Origin of the sequence: Halomonas sp. MS1, assembly GCF_024182575.1 — a bacterium.
In the GTDB taxonomy this organism is placed as follows: domain Bacteria; phylum Pseudomonadota; class Gammaproteobacteria; order Pseudomonadales; family Halomonadaceae; genus Vreelandella.
Genome location: NZ_CP098926.1, coordinates 1,555,991 through 1,579,058 on the forward strand (window position 1 = coordinate 1,555,991; position 23,068 = coordinate 1,579,058).

At 51.2% G+C, this 23,068-nt stretch carries 22 protein-coding genes; 3 read left to right on the plus strand and 19 right to left on the minus strand.

Annotation, left to right across the window (positions count from 1 at the left end; translation table 11 throughout):
* The first annotated feature begins 15 nt into the window (after positions 1-15).
* Positions 16-1,428 carry an ATP-binding protein gene (locus tag NF683_RS06950; protein ID WP_253921627.1) on the plus strand — a complete coding sequence of 471 codons (1,413 nt, stop codon included), beginning with the start codon at positions 16-18 and terminating at the stop codon, positions 1,426-1,428.
* A gap of 102 nt (positions 1,429-1,530) precedes the next feature.
* The gene (locus NF683_RS06955; RefSeq protein ID WP_253921628.1) at positions 1,531-2,148 is read left to right on the plus strand and encodes a CBS domain-containing protein; all 618 of its coding nucleotides are present in this window, start codon (positions 1,531-1,533) and stop codon (positions 2,146-2,148) included.
* 102 nt (positions 2,149-2,250) lie between these two features.
* Here NF683_RS06955 and nhaD read toward each other — a convergent pair whose 3' ends face one another.
* From nhaD to NF683_RS06975, 4 genes are all read right to left on the minus strand, one after another.
* Positions 2,251-3,717 (minus strand): sodium:proton antiporter NhaD, encoded by a 1,467-nt coding sequence (gene nhaD / locus NF683_RS06960; RefSeq protein WP_089040152.1) that lies wholly within the window; start codon positions 3,715-3,717, stop codon positions 2,251-2,253.
* A 155-nt stretch (positions 3,718-3,872) separates the two neighbouring features.
* Entirely contained in the window at positions 3,873-5,237 is a 1,365-nt protein-coding gene (gene glmU / locus NF683_RS06965; RefSeq protein WP_253921629.1) for a bifunctional UDP-N-acetylglucosamine diphosphorylase/glucosamine-1-phosphate N-acetyltransferase GlmU, read from the minus strand.
* Positions 5,238-5,256: 19 nt separating this feature from the next.
* Complete coding sequence (locus NF683_RS06970) at positions 5,257-6,357, minus strand: FAD:protein FMN transferase (RefSeq protein WP_089040150.1); 1,101 nt, start codon at positions 6,355-6,357, stop codon at positions 5,257-5,259.
* A 62-nt stretch (positions 6,358-6,419) separates the two neighbouring features.
* Positions 6,420-7,220: an undecaprenyl-diphosphate phosphatase gene (locus tag NF683_RS06975; protein ID WP_089040149.1), complete on the minus strand. Its 801-nt coding sequence runs from the start codon at positions 7,218-7,220 to the stop codon at positions 6,420-6,422.
* 199 nt (positions 7,221-7,419) lie between these two features.
* Here NF683_RS06975 and NF683_RS06980 point away from each other — a divergent pair, with 199 nt between their 5' ends.
* A complete protein-coding gene (locus NF683_RS06980) occupies positions 7,420-8,613 on the plus strand; it encodes a cation diffusion facilitator family transporter (protein ID WP_089040148.1) in 1,194 nt (397 codons plus the stop codon).
* A 21-nt stretch (positions 8,614-8,634) separates the two neighbouring features.
* On the opposite strand, the gene mgtE is transcribed toward NF683_RS06980, so the two are convergent.
* The 15 genes from mgtE to NF683_RS07055 form a co-directional block, all read right to left on the minus strand.
* On the minus strand, positions 8,635-10,017 hold the full coding sequence (gene mgtE, locus NF683_RS06985) for a magnesium transporter (RefSeq protein ID WP_253921630.1): 1,383 nt from the start codon (positions 10,015-10,017) through the stop codon (positions 8,635-8,637).
* 155 nt (positions 10,018-10,172) lie between these two features.
* Entirely contained in the window at positions 10,173-10,601 is a 429-nt protein-coding gene (locus NF683_RS06990) for a F0F1 ATP synthase subunit epsilon (RefSeq protein WP_089040146.1), read from the minus strand.
* Positions 10,602-10,625: 24 nt separating this feature from the next.
* On the minus strand, positions 10,626-12,005 hold the full coding sequence (gene atpD, locus NF683_RS06995) for a F0F1 ATP synthase subunit beta (RefSeq protein ID WP_089040145.1): 1,380 nt from the start codon (positions 12,003-12,005) through the stop codon (positions 10,626-10,628).
* A gap of 76 nt (positions 12,006-12,081) precedes the next feature.
* A complete protein-coding gene (atpG, locus tag NF683_RS07000) occupies positions 12,082-12,969 on the minus strand; it encodes a F0F1 ATP synthase subunit gamma (RefSeq protein WP_089040144.1) in 888 nt (295 codons plus the stop codon).
* 65 nt (positions 12,970-13,034) lie between these two features.
* Entirely contained in the window at positions 13,035-14,579 is a 1,545-nt protein-coding gene (gene atpA, locus NF683_RS07005) for a F0F1 ATP synthase subunit alpha (RefSeq protein WP_038479851.1), read from the minus strand.
* A 16-nt stretch (positions 14,580-14,595) separates the two neighbouring features.
* Positions 14,596-15,129: a F0F1 ATP synthase subunit delta gene (locus NF683_RS07010; RefSeq protein WP_089040143.1), complete on the minus strand. Its 534-nt coding sequence runs from the start codon at positions 15,127-15,129 to the stop codon at positions 14,596-14,598.
* 11 nt (positions 15,130-15,140) lie between these two features.
* Positions 15,141-15,611, minus strand: a complete 471-nt coding sequence (locus tag NF683_RS07015) for a F0F1 ATP synthase subunit B (RefSeq protein ID WP_038479857.1) — start codon at positions 15,609-15,611, stop codon at positions 15,141-15,143.
* A 78-nt stretch (positions 15,612-15,689) separates the two neighbouring features.
* Positions 15,690-15,917: a F0F1 ATP synthase subunit C gene (gene atpE, locus NF683_RS07020; protein ID WP_038479860.1), complete on the minus strand. Its 228-nt coding sequence runs from the start codon at positions 15,915-15,917 to the stop codon at positions 15,690-15,692.
* 80 nt (positions 15,918-15,997) lie between these two features.
* Positions 15,998-16,825, minus strand: a complete 828-nt coding sequence (gene atpB / locus NF683_RS07025; protein ID WP_089040967.1) for a F0F1 ATP synthase subunit A — start codon at positions 16,823-16,825, stop codon at positions 15,998-16,000.
* Between the two features lie 12 nt (positions 16,826-16,837).
* On the minus strand, positions 16,838-17,233 hold the full coding sequence (locus NF683_RS07030) for an ATP synthase subunit I (protein WP_342760370.1): 396 nt from the start codon (positions 17,231-17,233) through the stop codon (positions 16,838-16,840).
* A 216-nt stretch (positions 17,234-17,449) separates the two neighbouring features.
* Positions 17,450-18,382: a ParB/RepB/Spo0J family partition protein gene (locus NF683_RS07035; RefSeq protein ID WP_253921631.1), complete on the minus strand. Its 933-nt coding sequence runs from the start codon at positions 18,380-18,382 to the stop codon at positions 17,450-17,452.
* 24 nt (positions 18,383-18,406) lie between these two features.
* Positions 18,407-19,174: a ParA family protein gene (locus NF683_RS07040; RefSeq protein ID WP_193060558.1), complete on the minus strand. Its 768-nt coding sequence runs from the start codon at positions 19,172-19,174 to the stop codon at positions 18,407-18,409.
* On the minus strand, positions 19,174-19,839 hold the full coding sequence (gene rsmG, locus NF683_RS07045) for a 16S rRNA (guanine(527)-N(7))-methyltransferase RsmG (RefSeq protein WP_253921632.1): 666 nt from the start codon (positions 19,837-19,839) through the stop codon (positions 19,174-19,176). Before rsmG ends, NF683_RS07040 begins: the two co-directional genes overlap by 1 nt.
* On the minus strand, positions 19,836-21,740 hold the full coding sequence (gene mnmG / locus NF683_RS07050; protein ID WP_253921633.1) for a tRNA uridine-5-carboxymethylaminomethyl(34) synthesis enzyme MnmG: 1,905 nt from the start codon (positions 21,738-21,740) through the stop codon (positions 19,836-19,838). The genes rsmG and mnmG overlap by 4 nt, the downstream gene beginning before the upstream one ends.
* A 565-nt stretch (positions 21,741-22,305) precedes the next feature.
* Positions 22,306-23,064 carry an amino acid ABC transporter ATP-binding protein gene (locus NF683_RS07055; protein ID WP_038479881.1) on the minus strand — a complete coding sequence of 253 codons (759 nt, stop codon included), beginning with the start codon at positions 23,062-23,064 and terminating at the stop codon, positions 22,306-22,308.
* Between the last annotated feature and the right edge of the window lie 4 nt (positions 23,065-23,068).

Consider the following 23,068-nt stretch of genomic DNA (forward strand, 5'->3'; position numbering starts at 1 on the left):
GCACCAGGCAAGTCTATGAGTTCTATTCGTCAGCGCACCTTGGGGCTTGCGCTACTTGTGTTTGGCGCGAGCATGCTAGTGATTGGCTTTATTAGCTATCGCTATGCTGCCCATGAGATTGAAGAGCTTCATGATGCTAGCCTGGCACAAAATGCCCGTTTGCTAGAAGGGCTACTACAGGCACCACTGCCTGATAGCGATCGTACGCTTTTATTAAATAGCGTGGAGGGCGCGCTGCTACGTGCAGAGCAATCCGATAACCGTTTTGCAGGCCATCGCTATGAAAGCAAGCTGGCGTTTCAGCTTTGGGAAGGCGACCGTCTTCTGCTGCGTTCCGCCAGCGCCCCCGACACACCGCTTACCCAGCAACCACCGGGTTACTCAACGCTTGCGGTGAATCAGCATGACTGGCGCATTTACGTCCTGGAAATTACTGGCACAGACAAACGTGTGGTGGTGGGCGAGCGCGAGGATGCGCGAGGTGAACTGATCAGTGCAGTGGCACTACGCACCTTATTACCTGATCTTATTGGCCTACCGTTACTGACACTATTACTCTGGTGGTCGATCGGCTGGGGACTCGCTCCTTTATCGCGAATGGCAGAGCAAATCCGCACCCGCGATCCCCACCACCTAAAACCGCTGACGCTTCATCCACTTCCCCTAGAACTGGAGACCATTTCTGGCGCCATAAACCGGCTGTTGGAACGGCTCCGCCAACTGCGTATTCGCGAAAAGCGCTTTATTGCCGATGCGGCTCATGAGCTACGCACCCCCTTGGCAGTACTTGATTTGCATGCGCAAAATGCGCTCACTGCTGATAACGCCGATGACCGAGAGGAAGCCCTGCACCACTTACGCAGCGGCGTAGCCCGTTCAACGCGGCTAGTCTCTCAGCTATTAACCCTGGCACGCCTAGACCCCGAAGAAGAACCGTTACCCGAGTATCGCTGTTCTGATGTCTTACATGAAACGCGTGAAACGTTGGCAAAGCTCTCTCCGCTAGCCGCAGAGCGACATCAACAGCTGTTATTGGATGCGGATGACTCAGCTAACTGGGCAATAGAAGAAGAACCCGGCGCTATCGAAACACTGGTACAAAATCTAGTGGGTAACGCCATTCAACACTCGCCTGCGCAAGGTGCTATCACGGTCACGCTTGAGGCATCGACAACAGACGTTATCGTCACTGTGGATGATCAAGGACCCGGTATCCCTGCAGCGCAACGCAGCCGGGTGATGGAGCGCTTCCAACGTGCAGGGACTAGTGCTGGCGCGGGATTGGGGCTATCGATTGTCGAGCGCTTGGTCAAACGCCATCAAGGCGTCTTACAGCTCGATCATGCCCCTAGCGGCGGGCTTCGCGTGCGAGTAGCCTTGAGTAGGAACGCCCTAACACAGCGCCAGCCAAAAAATAATCGGCCATAAGAGAGCTGTTAAGATTCCCATAAGAATTCCGTGCAAGTGTGAAAGTACAAGATAGGCAATGCCATTAACGACCTATCTATTCACATAACGGAGATTCCCTGAATGAATATGCTCGTCCACTCACCCAAACCACTTATCCAGTTTGGTGAAACGCCACTGCTTATTACGCCAACAGCAAAACAGTTAACACCTGAAAGCCCTGCGTTATCGGTGCTAACAGATTTTACTCAGGTCACGCCTCAGTCAGTGTCCGCTGATACGCCCATCGACGATGCTCATTTAAAAATGCGCCATGGCGGTGTTCGCCTATTGTTTGTTCTCGACAAAGCAAACCACTGCATTGGCGTGCTCACCGCCAAAGAAGTCATCGGAACACGGCGCATTAACTTGGCGATGCAGCAGAGAAACCTTGATCGTACGGAAATTACAGCCGATATGATTATGACGCCCTGGCAAAAACTTAGTGCGATGCCCTTTGAGCAACTTAACTCATTAACGATTGAAGACCTTGTGCTTTCCATGGAGAGTTTTACAGAACAGCACTTGTTGATTACTGAGCATAAACAAAATCAACCATTAAGCGTACGCGGTATTATTTCTGCCACCGATATACAACACGCCATGGGCAATAAAACCACGATGCAGGTCACCTCTTCGGCAGTGCCAACGGCCAGTAGCTTTGCCGATATTTGCAAAGTCATTACTGGGCACGATTTATAGTTTCGAAGACAAACTGGTCAAATCTACCGCTAGCATTTACCAAAACGCCCCTTATCAATTGATAAGGGGCGTTTGTTTTACCTATCTGAATTAGCCGCTAATTTAAAACAGCGCTGCATTAACCCATAGGTGAACCATAATGCTGGCAGCATAGCCCAACAAAATAGCGGGTGCCCAGCGTATGTGCCCCATAAAGGTATAAATACCCCGTGCTTGGCCCATTAACGCCACACCCGCAGCCGACCCCATCGAAAGCAGACTACCGCCCACACCGGCGGTTAAGGTAATCAGCAGCCAGTTGCCTTCCGACATATCCGGTGCCATGGAAAGTACCGCAAACATCACTGGGATGTTATCAACGACCGCTGAAATCATCCCCAGCACCACGTTGGCCCACACCGGGTTCCAGCTACCGTAAAGGGTTTCTGACAATAGACTTAAATAGCCCATGAAACCCAGGCCGCCAACACACATTACGACCCCATAGAAGAATAACAACGTGTCCCACTCTGAGCGGGCAATACGGCTGAAGATATCAAAAGGAACAACACTTCCCAGTTGCTCAAGCTTCTTCCAGTCGCCGCGACGTGAGTAACGCTCACGCTTGCGCTCCAGGGAGCGTGGCAGGCTGCGGCGTAAGTAGTAACCAAAGAATTGCAGTAGGCCAAGGCCAAACATCATGCCCATCGCCGGGGGCAAATAAAGCACCGAGTGACACAGCACTGAGATCGCCACAGTAATCAAAAACAGTACGATAATGCGCCGCGCACCACGTTTGAGCCAGACATTCTCTTTGAGCGATGCAGGCTGACGATTAACGATGAAGAAATTCATGATCACCGCTGGCACCATAAAGTTGACGATGGCTGGCATCAATAGCGCAAAGAAACCACCAAACGGTACCTGACCCGCCTGCCACACCATCAACGTGGTGATATCACCAAACGGGCTAAACGCGCCGCCTGCGTTTGATGCTACCACTACGTTGACACAGCACAGACTAATAAACTTTTTATCGCCTTCGGCCACCTTCAACACTACCGCGCACATCAACATCGCCGTGGTCATGTTGTTGGCAATGGCAGAAATACCAAAGGCAAGACAGCCCGTAATCCAAAACAGGCTACGGTAACTAAAGCCTTTGCGAACAAGCCATGCCCGCAGGGCATCAAAGATACGGCGCTCCTCCATGGCGTTGATATAGGTCATCGCTACCAGTAAGAACAGCAAGAGCTCGGTGTATTCAAGCAGCGTTTCTTTAAAAGCAGCTTCCGCTTCATGAGGCATGCCCGCCTGTACATAGACCCACGCCACCAGGGCCCAGATAAGCCCAGCGGCCACCAGGACTGGTTTAGATTTGCGCATATGAATCAATTCTTCGCTCATTACCAAGGCATAGGCAAGAACGAAGATGACAACAGAGGCAATACCTGCAAACGAAGCGGTAAGATCTAAAGAACCAGAAGAGGCATAGGAGAGGGTGGGAAAAGCAAACAAACATAGCGCGATCAACAACCAAGCAAACCGGCAAGTAGACTGCCGCATTGCAAGGACGTTAGGTGGTTTCATAGTAAAGTGATCCTGGCAGGGTTAAGAAAGACCGCCACGATGATAAGCACACTAATTACGTGCTGCAACGCAGCGATCAAGGTAAAGATGCGGCAAATAGCCGCATCTTGTAAAGCACTGTTAGAAGCTCACAATTCAGTTAGAAAATAACCTAGTTAGCTTTTTTTAACGGGGCGCGGCCACCCCGCTTTTTCTAGTTGCTTGCTGCGAGTAACCGCCAACGCATGCTCCGCTACATCTTTGCAAATGGTTGAGCCCGCACCAATAGTCGCTCCTTTACCCACCGTCACTGGTGCCACTAAGGCGCTGTTTGAACCTATAAAGGCGTTATCACCAATGTCGGTGCGATGTTTATTTACACCGTCATAATTACACGTAATGGTGCCTGCACCAACATTCACATCACGACCTAAATGGGCATCACCAACATAGCTTAAGTGATTGATTTTACTTCCTTCACCAACATCAGCATTCTTGGTTTCAACAAAGTTTCCTACCTTGGCTTTGACTGCTAGGCGTGTGCCAGGGCGTAGCCGTGCAAAGGGGCCAACTTGGTTCAAACCAGCAGCGACGGTTGTGTCGATCACACTATGGCTGTCGATAACGCTTTCAGCGCCAATCGTGCTGTTTTTAATCACGCAGTAAGGCCCAACCCGCACCCCTTCACCCAGCTCTACGTCACCTTCAAACACGCAGCCCACGTCGATAAACACATCATGACCACAGGTGAGCTTACCGCGTATATCAATTCTTTCCGGGTCGGCCAATGCAACGCCTTGGGCCATTAACGTCTCAGCTTGCTGCAGTTGATAAGCGCGCTCTAAACGAGCCATTTGTGAACGGTTATTCACGCCTTCAACTTCTACTGCACTGGCTGGCTGGGCAGTACACACTTTGATGCCTTCGTTTGCCGCCATCGCAATCACATCAGTTAAATAGTACTCGCCCTGGGCATTTTCGGCAGACAGCTGTGGTAGCCACCGTTTAAGCTGAGCACTGGTCATCGCCATGATGCCGGTATTGCATTCGGTAATGGCTAGCTGGTCGGCACTGGCATCTTTTTGCTCAATAATAGCCACTGCCTCACCGTCATCATTGCGCACAATGCGTCCGTAACCAGACGGATCTTCCAACGTAACGGTTAGCAGCCCCATGTGCTGCTCATCAACTTGGCTAAGAAGTGCCATCAGTGATTCACGGCGGATCATAGGCACATCACCATACAGAACCAACACGTTCCCATTACCTAATTGAGACTGCGCTTGGGCAACCGCATGGCCAGTACCTTTTTGCTCTTCCTGAACCGCAAACGTTACATTGCTCTCTGCTAGCGCTTCGCGTAGTTGGTCAGCACCATGGCCAATCACAACATGCGTGCGAGTAGGCGTAAGACCATTGGCAGTATCTAACACATGTTGCACCATCGATTTGCCTGCCAGCGTATGCAGCACTTTGGGTGTTTGTGAGCGCATACGTGTGCCTTTTCCAGCGGCGAGGATAACGACATCAAGGTCTTGCATTTTAGTCACCTGTAACGGTTTAGCGGTTGGCGGCGGGAGCTTCCCAGGCTTCAATACCCAGTTCATCGATAAGCGCTTCATCGAAGTATTCCACGAAGGCGGGACTGGCCACGCTTCGCCAATGATCGTTCTCTTTCACTAACATCAATACATTGAGGTTATTCTCAATTGCCATCTGCATCCCTTCTTCGCTACCTGCGACTGAGATAGCCGTGGACCATGCGTCGGCCCATGCATTAGAGGGGTGAAAAACAGACACGGACGCTAACTGATGCTTAACCGGCCGACCGGTGCGAGGATCGATAGTGTGGGAGAAACGCTCACCATCTACTTCAAAATAGTTACGATAATCCCCCGATGTTGCAACCGACATATTTTCAAGAGGAATTACATGCTGTGCTTCTGGTACGCCGTTATGTGGTACCTCAATGCCAACACGCCAAGGGCTTTGCTCTTCTAAGTCACGGTACCCACGGGCAATTAATTCGCCACCAATATTAACGAGGTAGTTTTCAATCCCCTGTTGATCCAGATATGCCCCAACGCGGTCGGTGCCATGCCCCTTAGCCACACCCGATAAGTCAGCAAATACATCGCGGGAGCGTCGCGCCTGCATAAGCTGAGTATCGACTTCAACTGCATCGTAGCCAATTGTGGCCATGCGTTCGCTAAGCTCCGCGTCTGAAGGCACCTCTTCAGGGCGTGCCTCAGGGCCAAAACTCCATAAATTGACCACATCGCCAACGGTGATATCAAACGCGCCGTTGCTTGCTTCTGATACCGAGTGGCTAATCGCAAGCACTTCAATTAACTCGTTAGACAGCGGTTGCCATTCATTAAGGGGAGCCTCATTAAAGACCACAAGCTCGGCGTCATCGCGGTAAGTCGACATCGCTTGATCAACGTCGTTGAGTTCCGCTAGGAAACCTTCTTCCAGTGCATTCGCCTCGCCTTGGGTTAGCGGGTCCGCAATGGTGACTTGATAAAACGTCCCAAAAATACCGCCTTCAAAGCGAACAGGGGTATCTAAAGGCCTATCATTTTCTGAACACCCCATTAATGCCCCAGCAGCAATGAGCAATAATCCCGAACACTTTAACCACCGAGAATTAATCTTCATTTTATTTTTCCTTGAATAAAACGCACTGGGTTAACAATGAAAAACCTCTATCGCTGAAACAACTAGAAGTGGAAAAACCATAGCAACCAAGCCCCAAACAGCACCCGATATACCACAAATGGCTGCATGCCCAGCTTTTTAATTACAACTAGGAAGTAGTGGATACACACATAGGCGCTTATGCCCGAGAGTAAAGTACCTACTAACATGGCCGGTATATCGATAAGCTGAGGGTCTTTCAGTAAGTTGATTGCCTCAAGACCACCCGCCAGCACAATGACAGGAATTGACAGTAGAAATGAAAACCGTGCTGCGCCCTCTCGGCTCATTCCCACCATTAATGCCGCCGTAATAGTGATGCCTGAGCGTGAGGTGCCTGGAATGAGTGCCAATACTTGAGCGCCGCCGATGATGAGCACATCTTTTAACGTCATCTGGTATTCGCTACGCGTGCCGCGTTTTTTCCAGTCTGCGTAACCAAGTAGCAAACCAAAAACAATCAAACTGGCACCAATGATCAGCGTAGAGCGCATGTAACCTGAGATCACATCGTGAAGCAAAAACCCGATAATACACACTGGCAAGGTGGCAATAACGACCCAAAACGCCAACATGGCATCATCATTAACCGCTTGGCCGCGAAGTGCGGCCAAGCTGCTAGCGATCATTCTGCCAATTTCATGCCGAAAATAGATCACAACGGCGCTTAAACTGCCAAGATGCAGCGCCACATCAAAAGCAAGGCCCTGATCTTCCCAGGCAGTCAAAACAGGTACCAATATAAGGTGAGCCGAACTCGATATAGGTAAAAATTCTGTGAGCCCCTGAACTACCGCTAACACAACTACCTGTAACCAATCCATGGGTTATCCCGTGCTTAACTATTAATGATATTTAGGTGCTTTGTGACATTCATGCGCTCGCAATGGCGTTAAGGATACACATCCCTTAATTCATTGTCCGCATCCAGCATACGAGCAAATTCACAAGAAGGTATAGCGCTAAGGCACTGTGCGCTACAATAGACATCTATTGGAAGTATGTGCCCCAGCAAGGTCCCTCATGACTCAGACCGTAGAATCGCCAGTGGTTCCCAAGCATGAGCTAGATAGCCGAGAAGCCAAGCGTGTTACCTATATTGGCGCTTGGCTGGATGGCTTGTTGAGCATTGTTAAAGTCGTGGTCGGCTTTTGGGTGGGTTCGGCGGCGCTGATTGCCGATGGTATCCATTCACTTTCAGATCTTGTGACCGACGGTTTTGTGCTAGCCGCTATCCACTACGGCCGCCAGGAACCCGACGATGATCACCATTATGGTCATGGCCGTATCGAAACCCTAACCACGTTACTGCTGGGTAGCGTACTGATCTTTGTAGCGGGTGGTATTGCCTGGTCTAGCCTTGATCGTTTGTTTAGTGGTACCGAGGTCAGTGCCCCTGGCATGGTGGCTATTGTCATTACAATCATCGCCTTGTTCAGTAAAGAGTGGATTTTTCGCTATACCATGCGCGTTGCTAAACGCGTTAAATCTAAGCTATTGGAAGCAAACGCTTGGCATTCCCGCAGCGATGCACTCTCCACCGCAGTAGTCTTGGTTGCATTGATTGGCGCGCAGTTTGGTTTGGGCTGGCTAGACGCTGTTGCCGCTATCATTGTTGGCTTATTAGTTGGCAAAGTAGGTTGGGATTTACTCTGGGAGTCAGCTAGAGAATTAGTCGATACCGCGCTACCTGAAAGCGTTCAACGGCAAATGCATAACGTTGCTCAAAGCGTCCCAGGGGTAGACAGTGTTCATGACTTACGTACCCGCCAGTCTGCAGGCTGGGTCATGGTCGACTTACATGTGGTGGTCGGGCCAAAAATCACCGTGTCTGAAGCCCATGAAATCGGCAACGAAGTAAGTCGACGTTTACGGCATGAGTTTCCGTTGCTCACCGATGTGATCTTTCACGTAGACCCCGAAGATGATGCCGGAGAAGGCGATCCCAGCCGTCTCCCCGGCCTTCCGCTGCGGCCCGAAGTGGAAGCCACGCTGAATGAGCGCTGGTATATGCACCCTGTCTGGCGCACATTAACCGAGCTTCAACTCCACTATTTAGACGATAAAGTATCGGTATCGCTGATTATTGGCGATTCCGTACACCAGCCCCCTCAGTGCTTAGCCAGCCAACTAAAGGCGCTCGCCAGCGATATTGAGTGGCTGGGCCACGTAGAAGTTATGTTTATTACCCGCGCTGCCAGCAGTGCCATGCGTTAAAACTAGCGGCCTAAAAACAAGCTATACGTTTGTTAATATGGCGGTGGCAATGGTGAAGTAAATCAGTACCCCAGAGGCATCAATTAACGTTGTTACCAACGGGGCTGAAGCAGTGGCAGGGTCGACCTTAAAGCGTTCTAGTACAAACGGTAGGCACATACCGATCATGCTACCAAACAGAACAATGGTCACCATGCTTAACGCCACGATGATGGCAACTGCTTCACCGCCACGAAAAATCCCGATAGGTGCTACTGCAATTGCCATGGTGATGCCCAGCGAGCCAGCGACCAGCAGTTCACGGCCTAGCATCTTACTCCAGTCTTTCACACCAATATCGCCAGTCGCCATACCGCGTACCATCAACGTAGCTGCCTGAGCCCCCGCGTTACCTCCACTACCAATCAGTAACGGCAGGAAAAAAACCAGCGCAACTTGGGCTGCGATCGTGTCTTCAAAGTAGGCAATGCCAGCGCCTGAAAAAAGATTGGCAAATACCAGCAGTACCAGCCAGGTAACACGCTTGCGGTAAAGACTCCACAGCGGAACACGGCTAACACCATCCTCTAACTGGCCGATAGACATCCCCTTGTGGATATCTTCTGTGGCTTCAGATTCGGCAACATCCATGGCGTCATCGTGGGTGACGATGCCTACCATACGGCCATCAGCATCCAACACAGGCAACGCCAGCAGGTCATAGCGAGCCACAATGCGCGCCACCTCTTCTTGCTCTTCATCGACCGGTGTACTGATAACATCTTTAATCATAATGTCATCAACTAACGCCCCGGGACGAGCCACCATCAGTTGGCGCAGAGACATAGTGCCTATTAGCTGGCCACTACTGTCGAGTACATAAAGCTGATACACCGTTTCCGCATCTGGGGCCGTTTGGCGAACCCGCATCATAGCTTGTGACACCGTCATGCCACTGGCTATGGCGACATAGTCAGAGGTCATGATGGCGCCAGCGGTACCTTCTTCGTAGCTTGCTAGGCGTTTAAGATCTTCCCGCTCTTGGTGAGCCATACGGCGCAACAACGCTTCTCGACGGTCCTCATCTAAGAGGTTAAATAAATCCGCCCGTTCATCGGAGCCCATCTCTTCAAGAAGCTTAAGTACCTGGGTATCCGACAGCTTACCAACTACCTCAAGCTGGCTTTCTCCTGGTAAATACCCCAGGACATTGGCAGCGCGCTCGGCAGACAGAATATCCAACAGGCAGAGTGCCGCAGGCAACTCCTCATCGTCTTCAATCATCTCCTCAAGCACTTCACCGATATCCGCCGAGCGGGTTTCGGCCAAACGCAAAGATAGTACTGATTTACTAGGCGCTTCCTTGGCCAACTCGTCGAGCAGTTCGGTTTTTAATTCCTGCAAGGCTTCATCGTTCAATGACATCGCTATCTCCCTTTGTGCAGACGCATATTGTGCAGGTGAAGTGTTACAGACGAGCATCCCTACGCTGAATGCGTTTTCTCATAGTACCAGACAAAAAAAACGCTCCTTAAACCCTTTCGGGTTCAAGGAGCGCTTTATGCACGCTAGCGCGTGTCTTAGCCTTTACCCGCCTTTTTGCGCAGCTGCTGAATCGTTCGCAGCTGTGCAACGGCTTCGGCAAGTTCAGCGGCAGCACGGGTATAATCCAGCTCCGATGACTTTTCATTAAAGGCTTTCAACGCCTGCTGACGCGCTTCTTCAGCAGCGGCCTCGTCGAGGTCACTAGCACGCGTCGCTGCATCTGCCAGGATCGTAACAGTGGTGGGCTGTACTTCCATAAAGCCACCCGTGACAAAGAAGTGCTCTTCCTTGCCACCATCGTGGATCACGCGAACCGGGCCCGGTTGAAGCTCGGTCAGCAGCGGGGTGTGCCCCGGCAAAATGCCGAGGTCACCCATAATCCCTGCAGCTACCACCATCTCGACAGTACCTGAGAAGATGGAATCTTCAGCGCTGACGATATTGCAAGTGAAGCTATTCGCCATAGCGAATCCCCCTAATGGACGGGATTACTTCTTCATCTGGTTGGCTTTTTCGACAGCTTCGTCGATGGAGCCTACCATGTAGAAGGCCTGTTCCGGCAGGTTGTCGTACTCGCCCGCGAGGATGCCCTGGAAGCCACGAATCGTATCTTTCAAAGAAACATACTTACCGGGCGAACCAGTGAATACCTCAGCGACGAAGAACGGCTGCGACAGGAAGCGCTGGATTTTACGCGCACGAGATACAGCCAACTTATCTTCATCAGATAATTCGTCCATACCCAAAATCGCGATGATATCCTTCAGCTCTTTGTAACGCTGCAGAACGTTCTGTACACCACGTGCTACATTGTAGTGCTCTTCACCAACGACCAGCGGATCTAGCTGACGCGACGTAGAGTCCAGCGGATCAATCGCAGGATAAATACCAAGCTCTGCAATTGAACGTGCCAATACAACGGTGGCGTCCAAGTGCGAGAAGGTCGTCGCCGGCGATGGGTCAGTCAAGTCATCCGCAGGTACGTAAACGGCCTGTACAGACGTGATAGAGCCCGTTTTAGTAGAGGTGATACGCTCTTGCAGAACGCCCATCTCTTCAGCCAGCGTCGGCTGGTAACCTACCGCAGATGGCATACGACCCAACAGAGCAGATACTTCAGTACCCGCCAGGGTGTAACGATAGATGTTATCGACGAACAGCAGAACGTCGCGGCCTTCATCACGGAATTTCTCAGCGATGGTTAGACCGGTCAGTGCAACACGCAGACGGTTGCCGGGCGGCTCATTCATCTGACCGTAAACCAGCGATACCTTGTCGATAACGTTGGACTCAGTCATTTCGTGATAGAAGTCGTTACCCTCACGCGTACGCTCACCTACACCGGCGAATACAGAGTAGCCGCTGTGCTCGGTGGCGATGTTGCGGATAAGCTCCATCATGTTAACGGTTTTACCAACACCCGCACCGCCGAATAGACCAACTTTACCGCCCTTAGCGAACGGGCAAACGAGGTCGATAACCTTGATACCGGTTTCCAACAGCTCATTGGAAGCTGCTTGGTCAGCGTAGCTTGGTGCTTTACGGTGGATTGGCATGCGTTCTTGCTCGCCAATCGGGCCAGCTTCATCAATCGGCTCACCGAGCACGTTCATGATGCGACCTAGCGTTTCCTTACCAACGGGTACGGAAATCGCGGTACCTGTGTCGGTCACGTCCAAGCCACGTTTCAAGCCCTCAGTAGAGCCCATGGCAATGGTGCGCACCACGCCGTCGCCCAGCTGTTGCTGGACTTCGAGGATGGTCTCAGCATTAGAGACCTTCAGCGCGTCGTAGACCTTGGGCACAGAGTCCCGCGGAAACTCTACGTCAATCACCGCGCCGATGATTTGTACGATACGTCCGCTCATCTTGGTTCCTCTCAAAAACCTGCAAATGAAACCTGTCTGCCGGGAGCTACCTTTGCGATAGATAGCTCCCTAGGCGTTATACGGCAGAAGCGCCGCCGACGATCTCGGAAATTTCCTGGGTGATGGCGGCCTGACGGGCCTTGTTGTATACCATCTCCAGATCGTCGATCAGGTTGCCCGCGTTATCAGTGGCACTCTTCATAGCGATCATTCGGGCGGCCTGTTCGCACGCACCGTTTTCGACTACCGCCTGATACACCTGTGATTCGATGAATCGAACCAACAGGCTGTCTAGCAACGCCTTGGCATCCGGTTCATACAGGTAGTCCCAGCTTCCGGGACGGGCGTTTTCTTCGTCATGCTTCGCGTCTTCGCCCATATCAGACGACAACGGAAGAAGCTGACGTACGACGGGCCGCTGCGTCATGGTGTTAACAAATTCGTTATACACCACAAACAAGCGGTCAATACGTCCTGCGTCGTACGCTTCTAACATGACCTTTATACTACCGATCAGTCCTTCGACAGTCGGCGACTCTCCTAATCCGCTCTTGGCAGCAACCAGGTTGCCTCCATAGTTGCGGAAAAAGGCGCCGGCTTTAGAGCCGAGGGCGCAGAAGTCTAGCTCAGCGTCTTGCTGTTTCCAGACAACGGCATCTTTCACCACTGCCTTAAACAGGTTGACGTTTAAGCCACCACACAGACCGCGGTCAGTAGATACCACAATGTAACCAACGCGCTTCACCTCACTCCGCTCGACCATGTAGTCGTGCTTGTATTCGGGGTTTGCGTCAGCAATGTGGCCTACCACATTACGAATCTGCTTGGCATACGGCTGGCCAGCCTTCATCAGATCTTGTGCTTTACGCATTTTAGATGCAGCTACCATTTCCATGGCGCTGGTAATCTTCTGCGTATTTTTAATGCTCCCGATCTGGGTGCGTATCTCTTTTGCAGCTGCCATAGCGATCTACCCTTCGTTCGTGGCTCTCAGAAAGCATGCAAGCCCGCCCGCAGGCGGGCCGGACATTACCAGCTCTGAGTCGCCTTGAACTTCTCGAGACCTGACTTCAAGCCGTCCTGAATCTCGCCGTTGTAGTCGCCGGTCTGGTTGATCTTATCGAGCAGATCGTTGTGCTCAGACTTCATGTAATCGTGCAGAGCACGTTCGAAGTCCAGCACTTTATCGACGCTCACATCATCCAGGTGACCTTCGTTAGCGGCGTACAGAGACAGCGCCATTTCCGCCACTGACATCGGCGAGTACTGCTTTTGCTTCATCAGTTCGGTAACGCGTTGACCATGCTCAAGCTGCTTACGGGTCGCTTCATCAAGATCAGAAGCAAACTGCGAGAACGCTGCTAGCTCACGGTACTGAGCCAAGGCCAGACGAACACCGCCACCCAGCTTCTTGATAATTTTGGTCTGCGCAGCACCACCAACACGAGAAACCGATAGACCTGCGTTAATCGCCGGACGAATACCGGAGTTAAACAGGTTGGTTTCCAAGAAAATCTGACCATCGGTGATCGAGATTACGTTGGTCGGAACGAACGCAGAAACGTCTCCACCTTGGGTTTCGATAATCGGCAGTGCGGTCAAAGAACCGGTTTTGCCTTTTACTTCACCGTTAGTAAACTTCTCAACGTAATCAGCATTAACGCGCGCAGCGCGCTCTAGCAGACGTGAGTGGAGATAGAAAACGTCACCAGGATAGGCTTCACGACCCGGCGGACGACGCAGCAGTAGTGATACCTGACGGTAAGCCACAGCCTGCTTGGAAAGATCGTCATAAACGATCAGTGCGTCTTCACCACGGTCACGGAAGTACTCACCCATGGTGCAACCAGAATAAGCGGCCAAGAACTGCATCGGTGCCGGATCAGCAGCGCCAGCAGCCACAACGATGGTGTGTTCCAGAGCGCCGTGTTCTTCTAACTTGCGTACCACGTTAGCAATGGTCGACTGCTTCTGACCAATCGCCACGTAAACACAGGTAACGCCTTTGCCTTTCTGGTTGATGATCGCATCGATAGCAATGGCAGACTTACCAATCTGACGGTCACCGATGATCAGCTCACGCTGACCACGACCGATTGGCACCATGGCGTCGATGGACTTCAAACCTGTTTGGATCGGCTCGTCAACAGACTGACGGGTAATAACGCCAGGCGCTACTTTTTCTACCGCATCAGTCATTTTGGCGTTGATATCGCCTTTGCCGTCGATGGCATTACCCAACGCATCGACCACACGACCTACCAGCTCAGGTCCTACCGGCACTTCTAGGATACGACCCGTACACTGAGCGGTCATGCCTTCTTGAAGTTGCAGGTAGTCACCCAAGACAACGGCACCAACGGAGTCACGCTCCAGGTTCAGTACCATGCCAAAAATGCTGTTAGGGAATTCAATCATTTCACCAAACATCGCGTCTTCGAGGCCGTGAATTTTCACGATACCGTCGGAAACGCTGACGATGGTGCCCTGATTACGGGCTTCGGATGCGACGTCAAGCTTCTCAATTCGCTGCTTGATGATGTCGCTGATCTCGGAAGGATTCAGTTGCTGCATGCCATGTCCCTCAGACTCAAGCGGTCAGCGCTTCGGAAAGGCGGTTCAATCGACCACGTACCGAACCGTCAATAACGGTATCGCCAGCACGTAGGATGACACCACCAATAAGCGTCTTGTCCACTTGAGTAGTAATGGAGATTTCGCGATTCAGACGTTTCTTAAGCGCGTTCGCTAGCTTGGTCTGCTGTGCGGCAGTCAGCTTATAAGCTGACGTAACCGTCACATCAACACGCTGTTCATGTTCGGCACGTAAGTACTCGAACTGTTCAGCAATGAAGGGCAGTGCTAACAAACGACCTTGGTCAGCCAGGGTATCCAAAAACCGCGACAGGTCTTCCTGCTTTTCGGGCAACATATCCGAAAGCAGCGCTACCTTTTTGTCGTTTTCAAGTTTTGGACTACCCAACAGACGACGTAGATCGCTGTCAGCTACCGCAGCGCTTAAAAAACCAAGCGCTTGGGTCCAGCTATCAAGCGCCTTATGATCACGCGCGTATTCAAACGCCGCCTTAGCGTAAGGACGAGCGACGGTAAGTAATTCCGCCATGGGTCACCTCCTTACAGTTCAGCAGCAAGCTCATCAAGTAACTTGCGATGTGCTTTCTCGTCGACCGAAGCTTCTAGCACACGCTCGGCACCAATAATGGCAAGATGAGAAACTTGGGCACGAAGCTCGTCTTTTGCACGATTAACTTCTTGCTCAATTTCAGAACGTGCACTAACCATGAGGCGTTCGCCTTCGGCGCGGGCCTGTTCGCGTGCTTCTTCAACCATTTGAGCAGAGCGCTTATTGGCTTGCTCGAGGATTTGAGAAGCCTGCTCCTTGCTTTCACGCAGTGTTTGCTCTGCACGTTCTTGAGCAAGCTCAAGATCGCGAGTAGCACGGCTGGCTGCGTCTAAGCCATCAGCAATTTTCTTTTGACGCTCGTGAAGCGCGTTGCTGATCGGAGGCCACACATACTTTATGCAAAACCAGACAAAGATCGCGAAGGCGATCGTCTGCCCGATAAGCGTCATGTTGATATTCACAGGGATGTACCTCTGACAAGTTCGTGGCGACCGGAGTGAAACAAAACCGAGCGGGACTGCCGCCCGGCTAAGCTGTCATTAACCGGCAACAACGAAGATCAGGTACATCGCGATACCAACACCGATCATCGGTACAGCATCCAGCAGACCAGCCATTAGGAAGGTTTTGGTTTGAAGTTGGTCACCAAGCTCCGGCTGACGAGCCGTAGATTCGATCAATTTGCCACCGAGGATAGCGAAACCGATACCGGTGCCCAGAGCGCCTAAGCCGATCATGATGGAGGCAGCAATGTAGATTAGTTCCATGGTAATGCTCCTAGTTTTTCAAGTTAAAGGTCAAGGTTGAGGGTTGATGTTAAGGGTTAATCTCTAACAAGCAGCACGTCTTAGTGATGCTCGTGCGCAGCGCTTAAATACACCACTGACAATACGGTAAAAATGAATGCCTGAAGAACGACAATCAAGATGTGGAAAATCGCCCACGGCACGTCGAGTACCCAGATTGCCCAGAACGGCAGCATAGCAATCAAGATAAAAATAACTTCACCGGCAAACATGTTGCCGAAAAGACGCATCGCCAAACTGAACGGTTTAACAAGTAGGGCAACGATTTCAAGCAGCAAATTGAAAGGAATCAAGGCCCAATGGTTGAAAGGTGTCAATGAAAGCTCTTTGGCAAAGCCGCCAACGCCTTTCACCTTGAAGCTGTAGTAAAGAATCAGACCGAAAACACCCAGTGCTAGCCCCAATGTGGCATTAACATCAGTAGTCGGCACAATCTTCATGTAATCGACGCCCAGTTTACTGAACAACATTGGGAAATAGTCGACCGGGATAATTTTCAGCGTGTTCATGAACAGAATCCACACGAACAACGTTAATGCAAGCGGCGCAATAATCGGGTTATGCCCTTTAAAAGCCCCTTTGATCATATCTTCAACAAATTCAAACACCATCTCTACGGCATTTTGCAGTCCGCCTGGCACGCCAGTGGTTGCCATTTTACCCGCTTTACGGAAAAGCCAGATAAACAACAAACCCATCGCAATGGACCAGCCCATGGTATCCAGATGGATAGCCCAAAAGCCCATCTCACTCGCTTCTTCTGCCGAATGTGCCAGCGACCAACCATTTTCTGGATGCTTGCCAAAGGTTAGGTTCTGCAAGTGGTGCTGGATATAGTAAGTCGTTGAGACTTCGTTTCCTGCGGCCATAGACATGTCACCTCAATTAGTTGTGCGATTCCCAAGCATTAGCCATGGTGCTAACCAATGCGTCAGAACAATCGCAACATAAGCGCAAAAAAAGAAAGCGGGGTTTGAGGGGGGCACTACAACGAACACCAATGAAAAAAGTGCCACCGTCAAACCAAACTTGCCTGCTTCGGCGCGAAATAGGTCCATTGCGCGCGGAGCGCGATGCCTTGTTCGAAAAATTCCCATTCGCTGTATAAAAAAAATGTGCGGCAACATCGCCACTAATGCTCCTGTAGCTACCGACAATACGCCTGCCATATGAGCAACAGGGAAAGCCAATAGCATACCGACTAGCGTCATTAGCAGCTGAATTGCTGTCAGCCTGAAGAAGTAAGCTTTTCGCCGTTGGGTCTCAAGTCGCTGCATAATTCTTCAGATAGATCTTCAGCACATGATTCCCCAGCACAATAAATGAGTCACGCTTACAACTTGTTGCTCAATAAATCATCCGTCACCTGCACAAATCTTGCGCGATTATAGGGAAGCGCTATCATACCTTCAACCGAAGTTGCGCCGATTTCGCGCGATTCGGTGTCGACTTGCGACCAAAGGGTTAAAATAAGCGTCTATTTAGTAAGCCTGCTATTTAATATGCCCTAGAATCCCATCGAGCTCTTCAAGACTGGTATAACGAATTGTCACTTTCCCCTTCCCTTTTTGCCCGTGGTCAATAGAGACGGGCGCGCCAAGTAATTCCCCCAGATGTGTTTCAAGTCGTGCAACATCCGGTGTTTTGGCAGTGCGCGGCGGTGTCTGGGCAGGCATCTGGTTAGCTTGGACTTTTTTAACCAACGCTTCTGTGTCACGAACGGTTAAATCATTATTGACCACTTCATGAGCAATTTGGCGTTGCTGGGTACTGGTAAGCGATAGCAGGGCTCGCGCATGTCCCATATCTAAATCGCCACGTTCCAGCAGCGTTTGCACTTCAGGGTCTAACGCTAACAAGCGCAATAAATTGGCGACTTGAGTGCGTGATTTACCAACTGCATCAGCAATTTGCTGCTGGGTAAGCTCAAACTCATCGCCAAGGCGCTTTAAGGCAAGTGCTTCTTCAATGGCATTAAGGTTTTCACGCTGAATATTTTCAATCAGCGCCAGAGCAAGTGCTACTTCATCACTGACATCGCGAATAACGGCGGGAATAACATCTAATTCAGCCAACTGCGCAGCACGCCAGCGGCGTTCACCCGCGATAATTTCATAGCGGTTTTCACCCACTGGGCGAACCACAATAGGTTGCATCACCCCTTGTGCACGAATGGAATCGGCAAGCTCTTCTAATGCTTCTGGCTGAATATCCCGACGCGGCTGATATTTACCACGGGTAAGTTGGCCAAGAGGTAACCGTTCTAGCCGTTCAGCCGCCGCTTCTTCCGTTGGTGCTGCAGGCAACAGTGACGTGTCTGCACTATCCAGCGTTACGCCACCGGTAAGATCTAAACTGTCACGACGACGGGCGCCCGCACCAATCAGGGCATCCAGGCCACGTCCTAGCGCGCGTTTACGCGTCATTCGCTTCCCCTCGTACTTTTTACGTTACAGCGATAGCCGCCGGATCATCTCTTTTGCTAGCACACGATAAGCCTGACTACCTCGCGAAAAACGCGCGTATTGAGTAACAGGTAAGCCATGGCTTGGTGCTTCAGCAACCTTCACATTGCGCGGAATGGTTGTTTTTAACAGCGCATCGCCAAAAAAATCTCTCAGCTGTTTGTCAACTTCACGCGTCAAACTGGTGCGCTTATCGTACATAGTACGCAGAATGCCAGAAACGGCTAGATCAGGATTAACGCTCTGTTTAATCTGCTCAACAGTATCCAGCAGCGCTGACAGCCCTTCCAATGCGTAGAATTCACACTGCAAGGGAATAAGCACACCATTGGCGGCTGTCAACGCATTCACGGTAAGCATATTCAGCGACGGCGGGCAGTCAATGAGGACGACATCATAGTCATCTGCCACCGTCTGCAGTGCTAACGACAAACGACTTTGCCGCTGGTCACTATCGAGCAGCTCTACTTCAGCGGCTGTTAAGTCGCCATTACCTGGAAGGACGTCGTATTTCACTGGAAGCCCGCGAACAATGGCATCGCTTGCGGTTGTTTCTCCCAGCAACACATCAAGTACACTTTTTTCGAGTGCGTACTTGTCGATGCCACTGCCCATGCTGGCATGCCCTTGTGGGTCTAAGTCTACCAGCAAGATACGACGATCAAGTGCTGCCAAACTGGCGGCGAGATTAACGGCTGAAGTGGACTTGCCCACACCGCCTTTTTGGTTGGTCAGGGCAATGATCTGGCTCACTACTCAACTCCTTTTGGGGTCAGAATCAACAGCTGCCGCTCGGCCGTCTCGAAGGGTACACGCAGTAGGTGACGCGCCTGGAGCTCAACATAGGCGGGCAACTCCCGCAGTTCATCATCAGCGCCTGGGCCTTTCATAGCAAGCCACTGCCCATGAGCTGCCGGTAGCGCTCGGGTTAGCGAGATAAAGTCTACCAAGCTGGCAAAGGCTCGGGAAATCACTTGATCAAACGTCTGGCCATTGAATTGCTCGACACGCGCTTGGGTTGGCGTGACGTTGGTCAACGCTAACTCCATCACTGCTTGACGTTGAAAGCGAACTTTTTTGCCATTGCTATCGAGTAGCGTTACCTGCAGTTCAGGCTTCATGATAGCAAGCACAAGGCCGGGCAAACCGGGGCCAGCGCCTACATCAAGTATCTGTGGCCCATGAACATAAGGGGCGACAGCAGCACTATCCAACACGTGCCGTGAGACCATCTCTTCAACATCGCGTACAGCGGTGAGGTTATAAGCCTGATTCCACTTGTGCAACAGCGCGAGCAAGCCTAGCAGCTGTTCGCGCTGTTGGGGGGTTACAGTGGCTCCTAGTGCTGCTAACCCTTCTTCTAACCGAGGGGTAACGGTTTCAGGCAAGCTGTTAATCAACGGCGTTAATTGACTCATCCGTTAACGACCTCGGTAGTACTGACTAAGCGACGTTTTTTCAAATGTATTAGCAAAATAGAGACCGCTGCAGGGGTCACGCCTGAAATTCTAGCCGCCTGCGCCAGGGTTTCAGGGCGCGTTTCACTAAGCTTTTGACGGATCTCGTTGGATAGCCCTTCTACCCGTTGATAATCCAGCTCGGCTGGCAGCGGTGTTGCTTCATGGCGCTTGAGCTTATCGATCTCATCCTGTTGACGGTCGATATAACCCTGGTATTTCGCTTGAATTTGTACTTGCTCGGCAACCGCTTCATCGTCAACACCACCGCTTTCAATGCCAGGCAGCGATGTAATATCTGCATAGCTAAGCTCTGGGCGCTTTAACAAGTCACTTAAACAGTACTCTCGGGGAAGCGGCCTACCGGTTTTTTCAGCAATTTTCGCGGCGGCTGGTGTATTGGGCTGCACCCAAACAGTAGCTAGCCGTGCTGTTTCCCGCTCGATGGCTTCGCGTTTCTGGCTAAACAACGCCCAACGTTTGTCATCGACTAAGCCAAGCTCACGCCCTTTTTCCGTTAAACGTAGATCAGCATTGTCTTCGCGTAGCAGCAGACGGTATTCCGCACGCGAGGTAAACATGCGGTAGGGCTCTTTGGTGCCCATAGTAATCAGGTCATCCACCAACACACCGAGATAAGCTTCATCACGGCGAGGATGCCACGCCTCTAACTGTTTGGCGCGGCGAGCGGCATTCAAGCCTGCCAGCAACCCTTGAGCTCCAGCCTCTTCGTAGCCGGTAGTACCGTTGATTTGTCCGGCGAAAAACAGGTTGTGGATAAATTTAGTTTCCAGGGAGTGTTTTAAATCCCGGGGATCAAAAAAGTCGTACTCAATAGCGTAGCCAGGCCGTGTGATATGAGCGTTTTCTAACCCTTTAATTGAGCGAACCACTTGTAGCTGAACATCGAAAGGCAACGACGTCGAGATTCCGTTGGGATAGAGCTCATGGGTATCCAACCCTTCAGGCTCGATAAATACCTGATGGCTTGATTTGTCGGCAAAGCGGTGAACTTTGTCTTCAATCGATGGGCAGTATCGCGGACCAACGCCTTCGATCACACCGGAATACATAGGCGAGCGATCAAGATTCGCCATGATGATTTCATGGGTGCGCTCATTGGTGTGCGCTATGTGGCAACTCACCTGCTGTGGGTGCATCTCCCGTGAACCAAGGTATGACATGACTGGCGTTGGGGTGTCACCTGGCTGTTCTTCCAACGATGTGAAGTCAACGGTTTTGGCATCAATTCGTGGAGGCGTCCCGGTTTTTAGCCGATCAACGCGAAACGGTAGTGCGCGTAAGCGTTCAGCTAGCGCGTTGGACGGCGGGTCACCGGCGCGGCCACCGCGGCTTTGATCTAACCCAATGTGGATAACGCCACCCAAAAACGTACCGGTTGACAGCACAACGGACTCCGCATGGAAGCGGATGCCTGTTTCGGTCACAACCCCTCGAACGGTGTTGTTATCCACAATCAGATCGCCAGCGGCTTGCTGAAAAATCGTTAAGTTCGGCTGGTTTTCCAGCATTCCCCGAATAGCAGCTTTGTAGCGAATTCGGTCTGCTTGAGCACGTGTTGCTCGAACGGCTGGACCTTTACGAGCGTTCAATACCCGAAACTGGATGCCGCCTAAGTCCGTGGCTAGCCCCATTGCACCACCGAGTGCATCAATTTCTTTTACCAGGTGGCTTTTGCCAATCCCACCAATCGCTGGATTGCACGACATTTGGCCGAGCGTTTCGATGTTGTGGGTTAGCAATAGGGTTTGACAACCCATACGAGCAGAGGCCAATGCGGCTTCGGTTCCCGCATGGCCACCGCCGATGACAATCACGTCAAAGCGGTCGGGATAGTTCAAGAGGCACCTCGTCTTGCGCCGTTTGGCACGGATGATGTGAGTCAGTATTGGTTCACTGATTGAGTAAGCCCGCCAGTATAAACCTCCTGTGGGTAACCGTCAGGTTTTTCCACACCCCAAGCTAAGCATTCATCTATTATTAATAACAAAATAAAAATATATAAGAGAAGTTCTGTTGATGTTGTAACTACTGGTGTGGACAAAATCTGTTGATAACCCAAATAAGTTTATATATTTCAGTTTCTTAAATTGTTAGCTTTTACATGATTAAACGGAGGAGTAGCTGCGTAGAAGCGGTGCCACTCCTGTGGATGAAAGTGCAGCTTATGCACAGGCATGACAGACAACGGGTTATCCACCGACCCATACCGAGTTTGTTACCGCACCTGTGAACAAGTGTGATTGGTAGCTTAAAAAGACCTGATTAGCGCTCATGGTAGGTGTCGTAGAGCAATATGATGCAGCGTGTAAAAAATAGTATCCACAGGCAAAAAAAATGGCCTGTCGCGGTGACAGGCCATTTAACGGGGCAAAAATGGGCAAAAAAGTCAGATTAATTCCGACATTAATGCTTCAAAACACGTGCAAGAAAGGATTGTGTTCGCTCATGTTGTGGCGTATCGAACAGTTGCTCGGGAGGGCCTTGTTCGGCAATTTCGCCTTTATGGATAAAAATAACGCGATCTGCCACTTCACGGGCAAAGCCCATTTCATGGGTCACTATCACCATGGTCATGCCTTCTTTGGCAAGTTCACGCATGGCATCCAGCACTTCACCAATCATTTCAGGGTCAAGCGCTGATGTAGGCTCGTCAAACAGCATCAGGCGGGGTTCCATGGCTAACGCCCGGGCTAACGCCACACGCTGCTGCTGCCCACCCGAGAGCTGGCTTGGGTACTTATCTGCTTGGTCGGCAATACCAACGCGCTCTAACAGTCGTTCAGCGGTCTCTTCGGCATCTTGGCGGCTCCACCCCCGCACTTTCATGGGCGCAAGGGTAACGTTGTCGCGCACGCTCAAGTGGGGAAAAAGGTTGAACTGCTGAAACACCATGCCGACTTCAGTACGGATAGTTTGTAGCGCTTTACTGCTTTTACCGTTGGGCAGTAATTGGTTGCCATCAACATCAAGAGAGCCGGCTTGAAACTCTTCTAAGCCGTTAATACAGCGGATGAGCGTTGATTTACCAGAGCCACTGGCACCGATGATAACGACGACTTCACCAGGCACAATTTCAAGATCAACATTATTGAGTACGTGCAGGCTGCCAAAATGCTTATTGAGCTGCTGCATACGCACAATTGGCGATTGGGTAGAGGTCATTGCA

Excerpts from the sequence above, each read along its gene's own strand:
- NF683_RS07035 (WP_253921631.1), bottom strand. The coding sequence starts at position 18,382 with ATGACGCGTAAACGCGCGCTAGGACGTGGCCTGGATGCCCTGATTGGT.
- NF683_RS07055 (WP_038479881.1), bottom strand. The coding sequence starts at position 23,064 with ATGACCTCTACCCAATCGCCAATTGTGCGTATGCAGCAGCTCAATAAG.
- atpD (WP_089040145.1), bottom strand. The coding sequence starts at position 12,005 with ATGAGCGGACGTATCGTACAAATCATCGGCGCGGTGATTGACGTAGAG.
- NF683_RS06975 (WP_089040149.1), bottom strand. The coding sequence starts at position 7,220 with ATGGATTGGTTACAGGTAGTTGTGTTAGCGGTAGTTCAGGGGCTCACA.
- atpA (WP_038479851.1), bottom strand. The coding sequence starts at position 14,579 with ATGCAGCAACTGAATCCTTCCGAGATCAGCGACATCATCAAGCAGCGA.
- rsmG (WP_253921632.1), bottom strand. The coding sequence starts at position 19,839 with ATGAGTCAATTAACGCCGTTGATTAACAGCTTGCCTGAAACCGTTACC.
- NF683_RS06990 (WP_089040146.1), bottom strand. The coding sequence starts at position 10,601 with ATGGCGAATAGCTTCACTTGCAATATCGTCAGCGCTGAAGATTCCATC.
- NF683_RS07010 (WP_089040143.1), bottom strand. The coding sequence starts at position 15,129 with ATGGCGGAATTACTTACCGTCGCTCGTCCTTACGCTAAGGCGGCGTTT.
- NF683_RS06980 (WP_089040148.1), top strand. The coding sequence starts at position 7,420 with ATGACTCAGACCGTAGAATCGCCAGTGGTTCCCAAGCATGAGCTAGAT.
- mgtE (WP_253921630.1), bottom strand. The coding sequence starts at position 10,017 with ATGTCATTGAACGATGAAGCCTTGCAGGAATTAAAAACCGAACTGCTC.
- atpG (WP_089040144.1), bottom strand. The coding sequence starts at position 12,969 with ATGGCAGCTGCAAAAGAGATACGCACCCAGATCGGGAGCATTAAAAAT.
- NF683_RS07030 (WP_342760370.1), bottom strand. The coding sequence starts at position 17,233 with ATGCAGCGACTTGAGACCCAACGGCGAAAAGCTTACTTCTTCAGGCTG.
- nhaD (WP_089040152.1), bottom strand. The coding sequence starts at position 3,717 with ATGAAACCACCTAACGTCCTTGCAATGCGGCAGTCTACTTGCCGGTTT.
- atpB (WP_089040967.1), bottom strand. The coding sequence starts at position 16,825 with ATGGCCGCAGGAAACGAAGTCTCAACGACTTACTATATCCAGCACCAC.
- NF683_RS06950 (WP_253921627.1), top strand. The coding sequence starts at position 16 with ATGAGTTCTATTCGTCAGCGCACCTTGGGGCTTGCGCTACTTGTGTTT.
- atpE (WP_038479860.1), bottom strand. The coding sequence starts at position 15,917 with ATGGAACTAATCTACATTGCTGCCTCCATCATGATCGGCTTAGGCGCT.
- NF683_RS06970 (WP_089040150.1), bottom strand. The coding sequence starts at position 6,357 with ATGAAGATTAATTCTCGGTGGTTAAAGTGTTCGGGATTATTGCTCATT.
- glmU (WP_253921629.1), bottom strand. The coding sequence starts at position 5,237 with ATGCAAGACCTTGATGTCGTTATCCTCGCCGCTGGAAAAGGCACACGT.
- NF683_RS06955 (WP_253921628.1), top strand. The coding sequence starts at position 1,531 with ATGAATATGCTCGTCCACTCACCCAAACCACTTATCCAGTTTGGTGAA.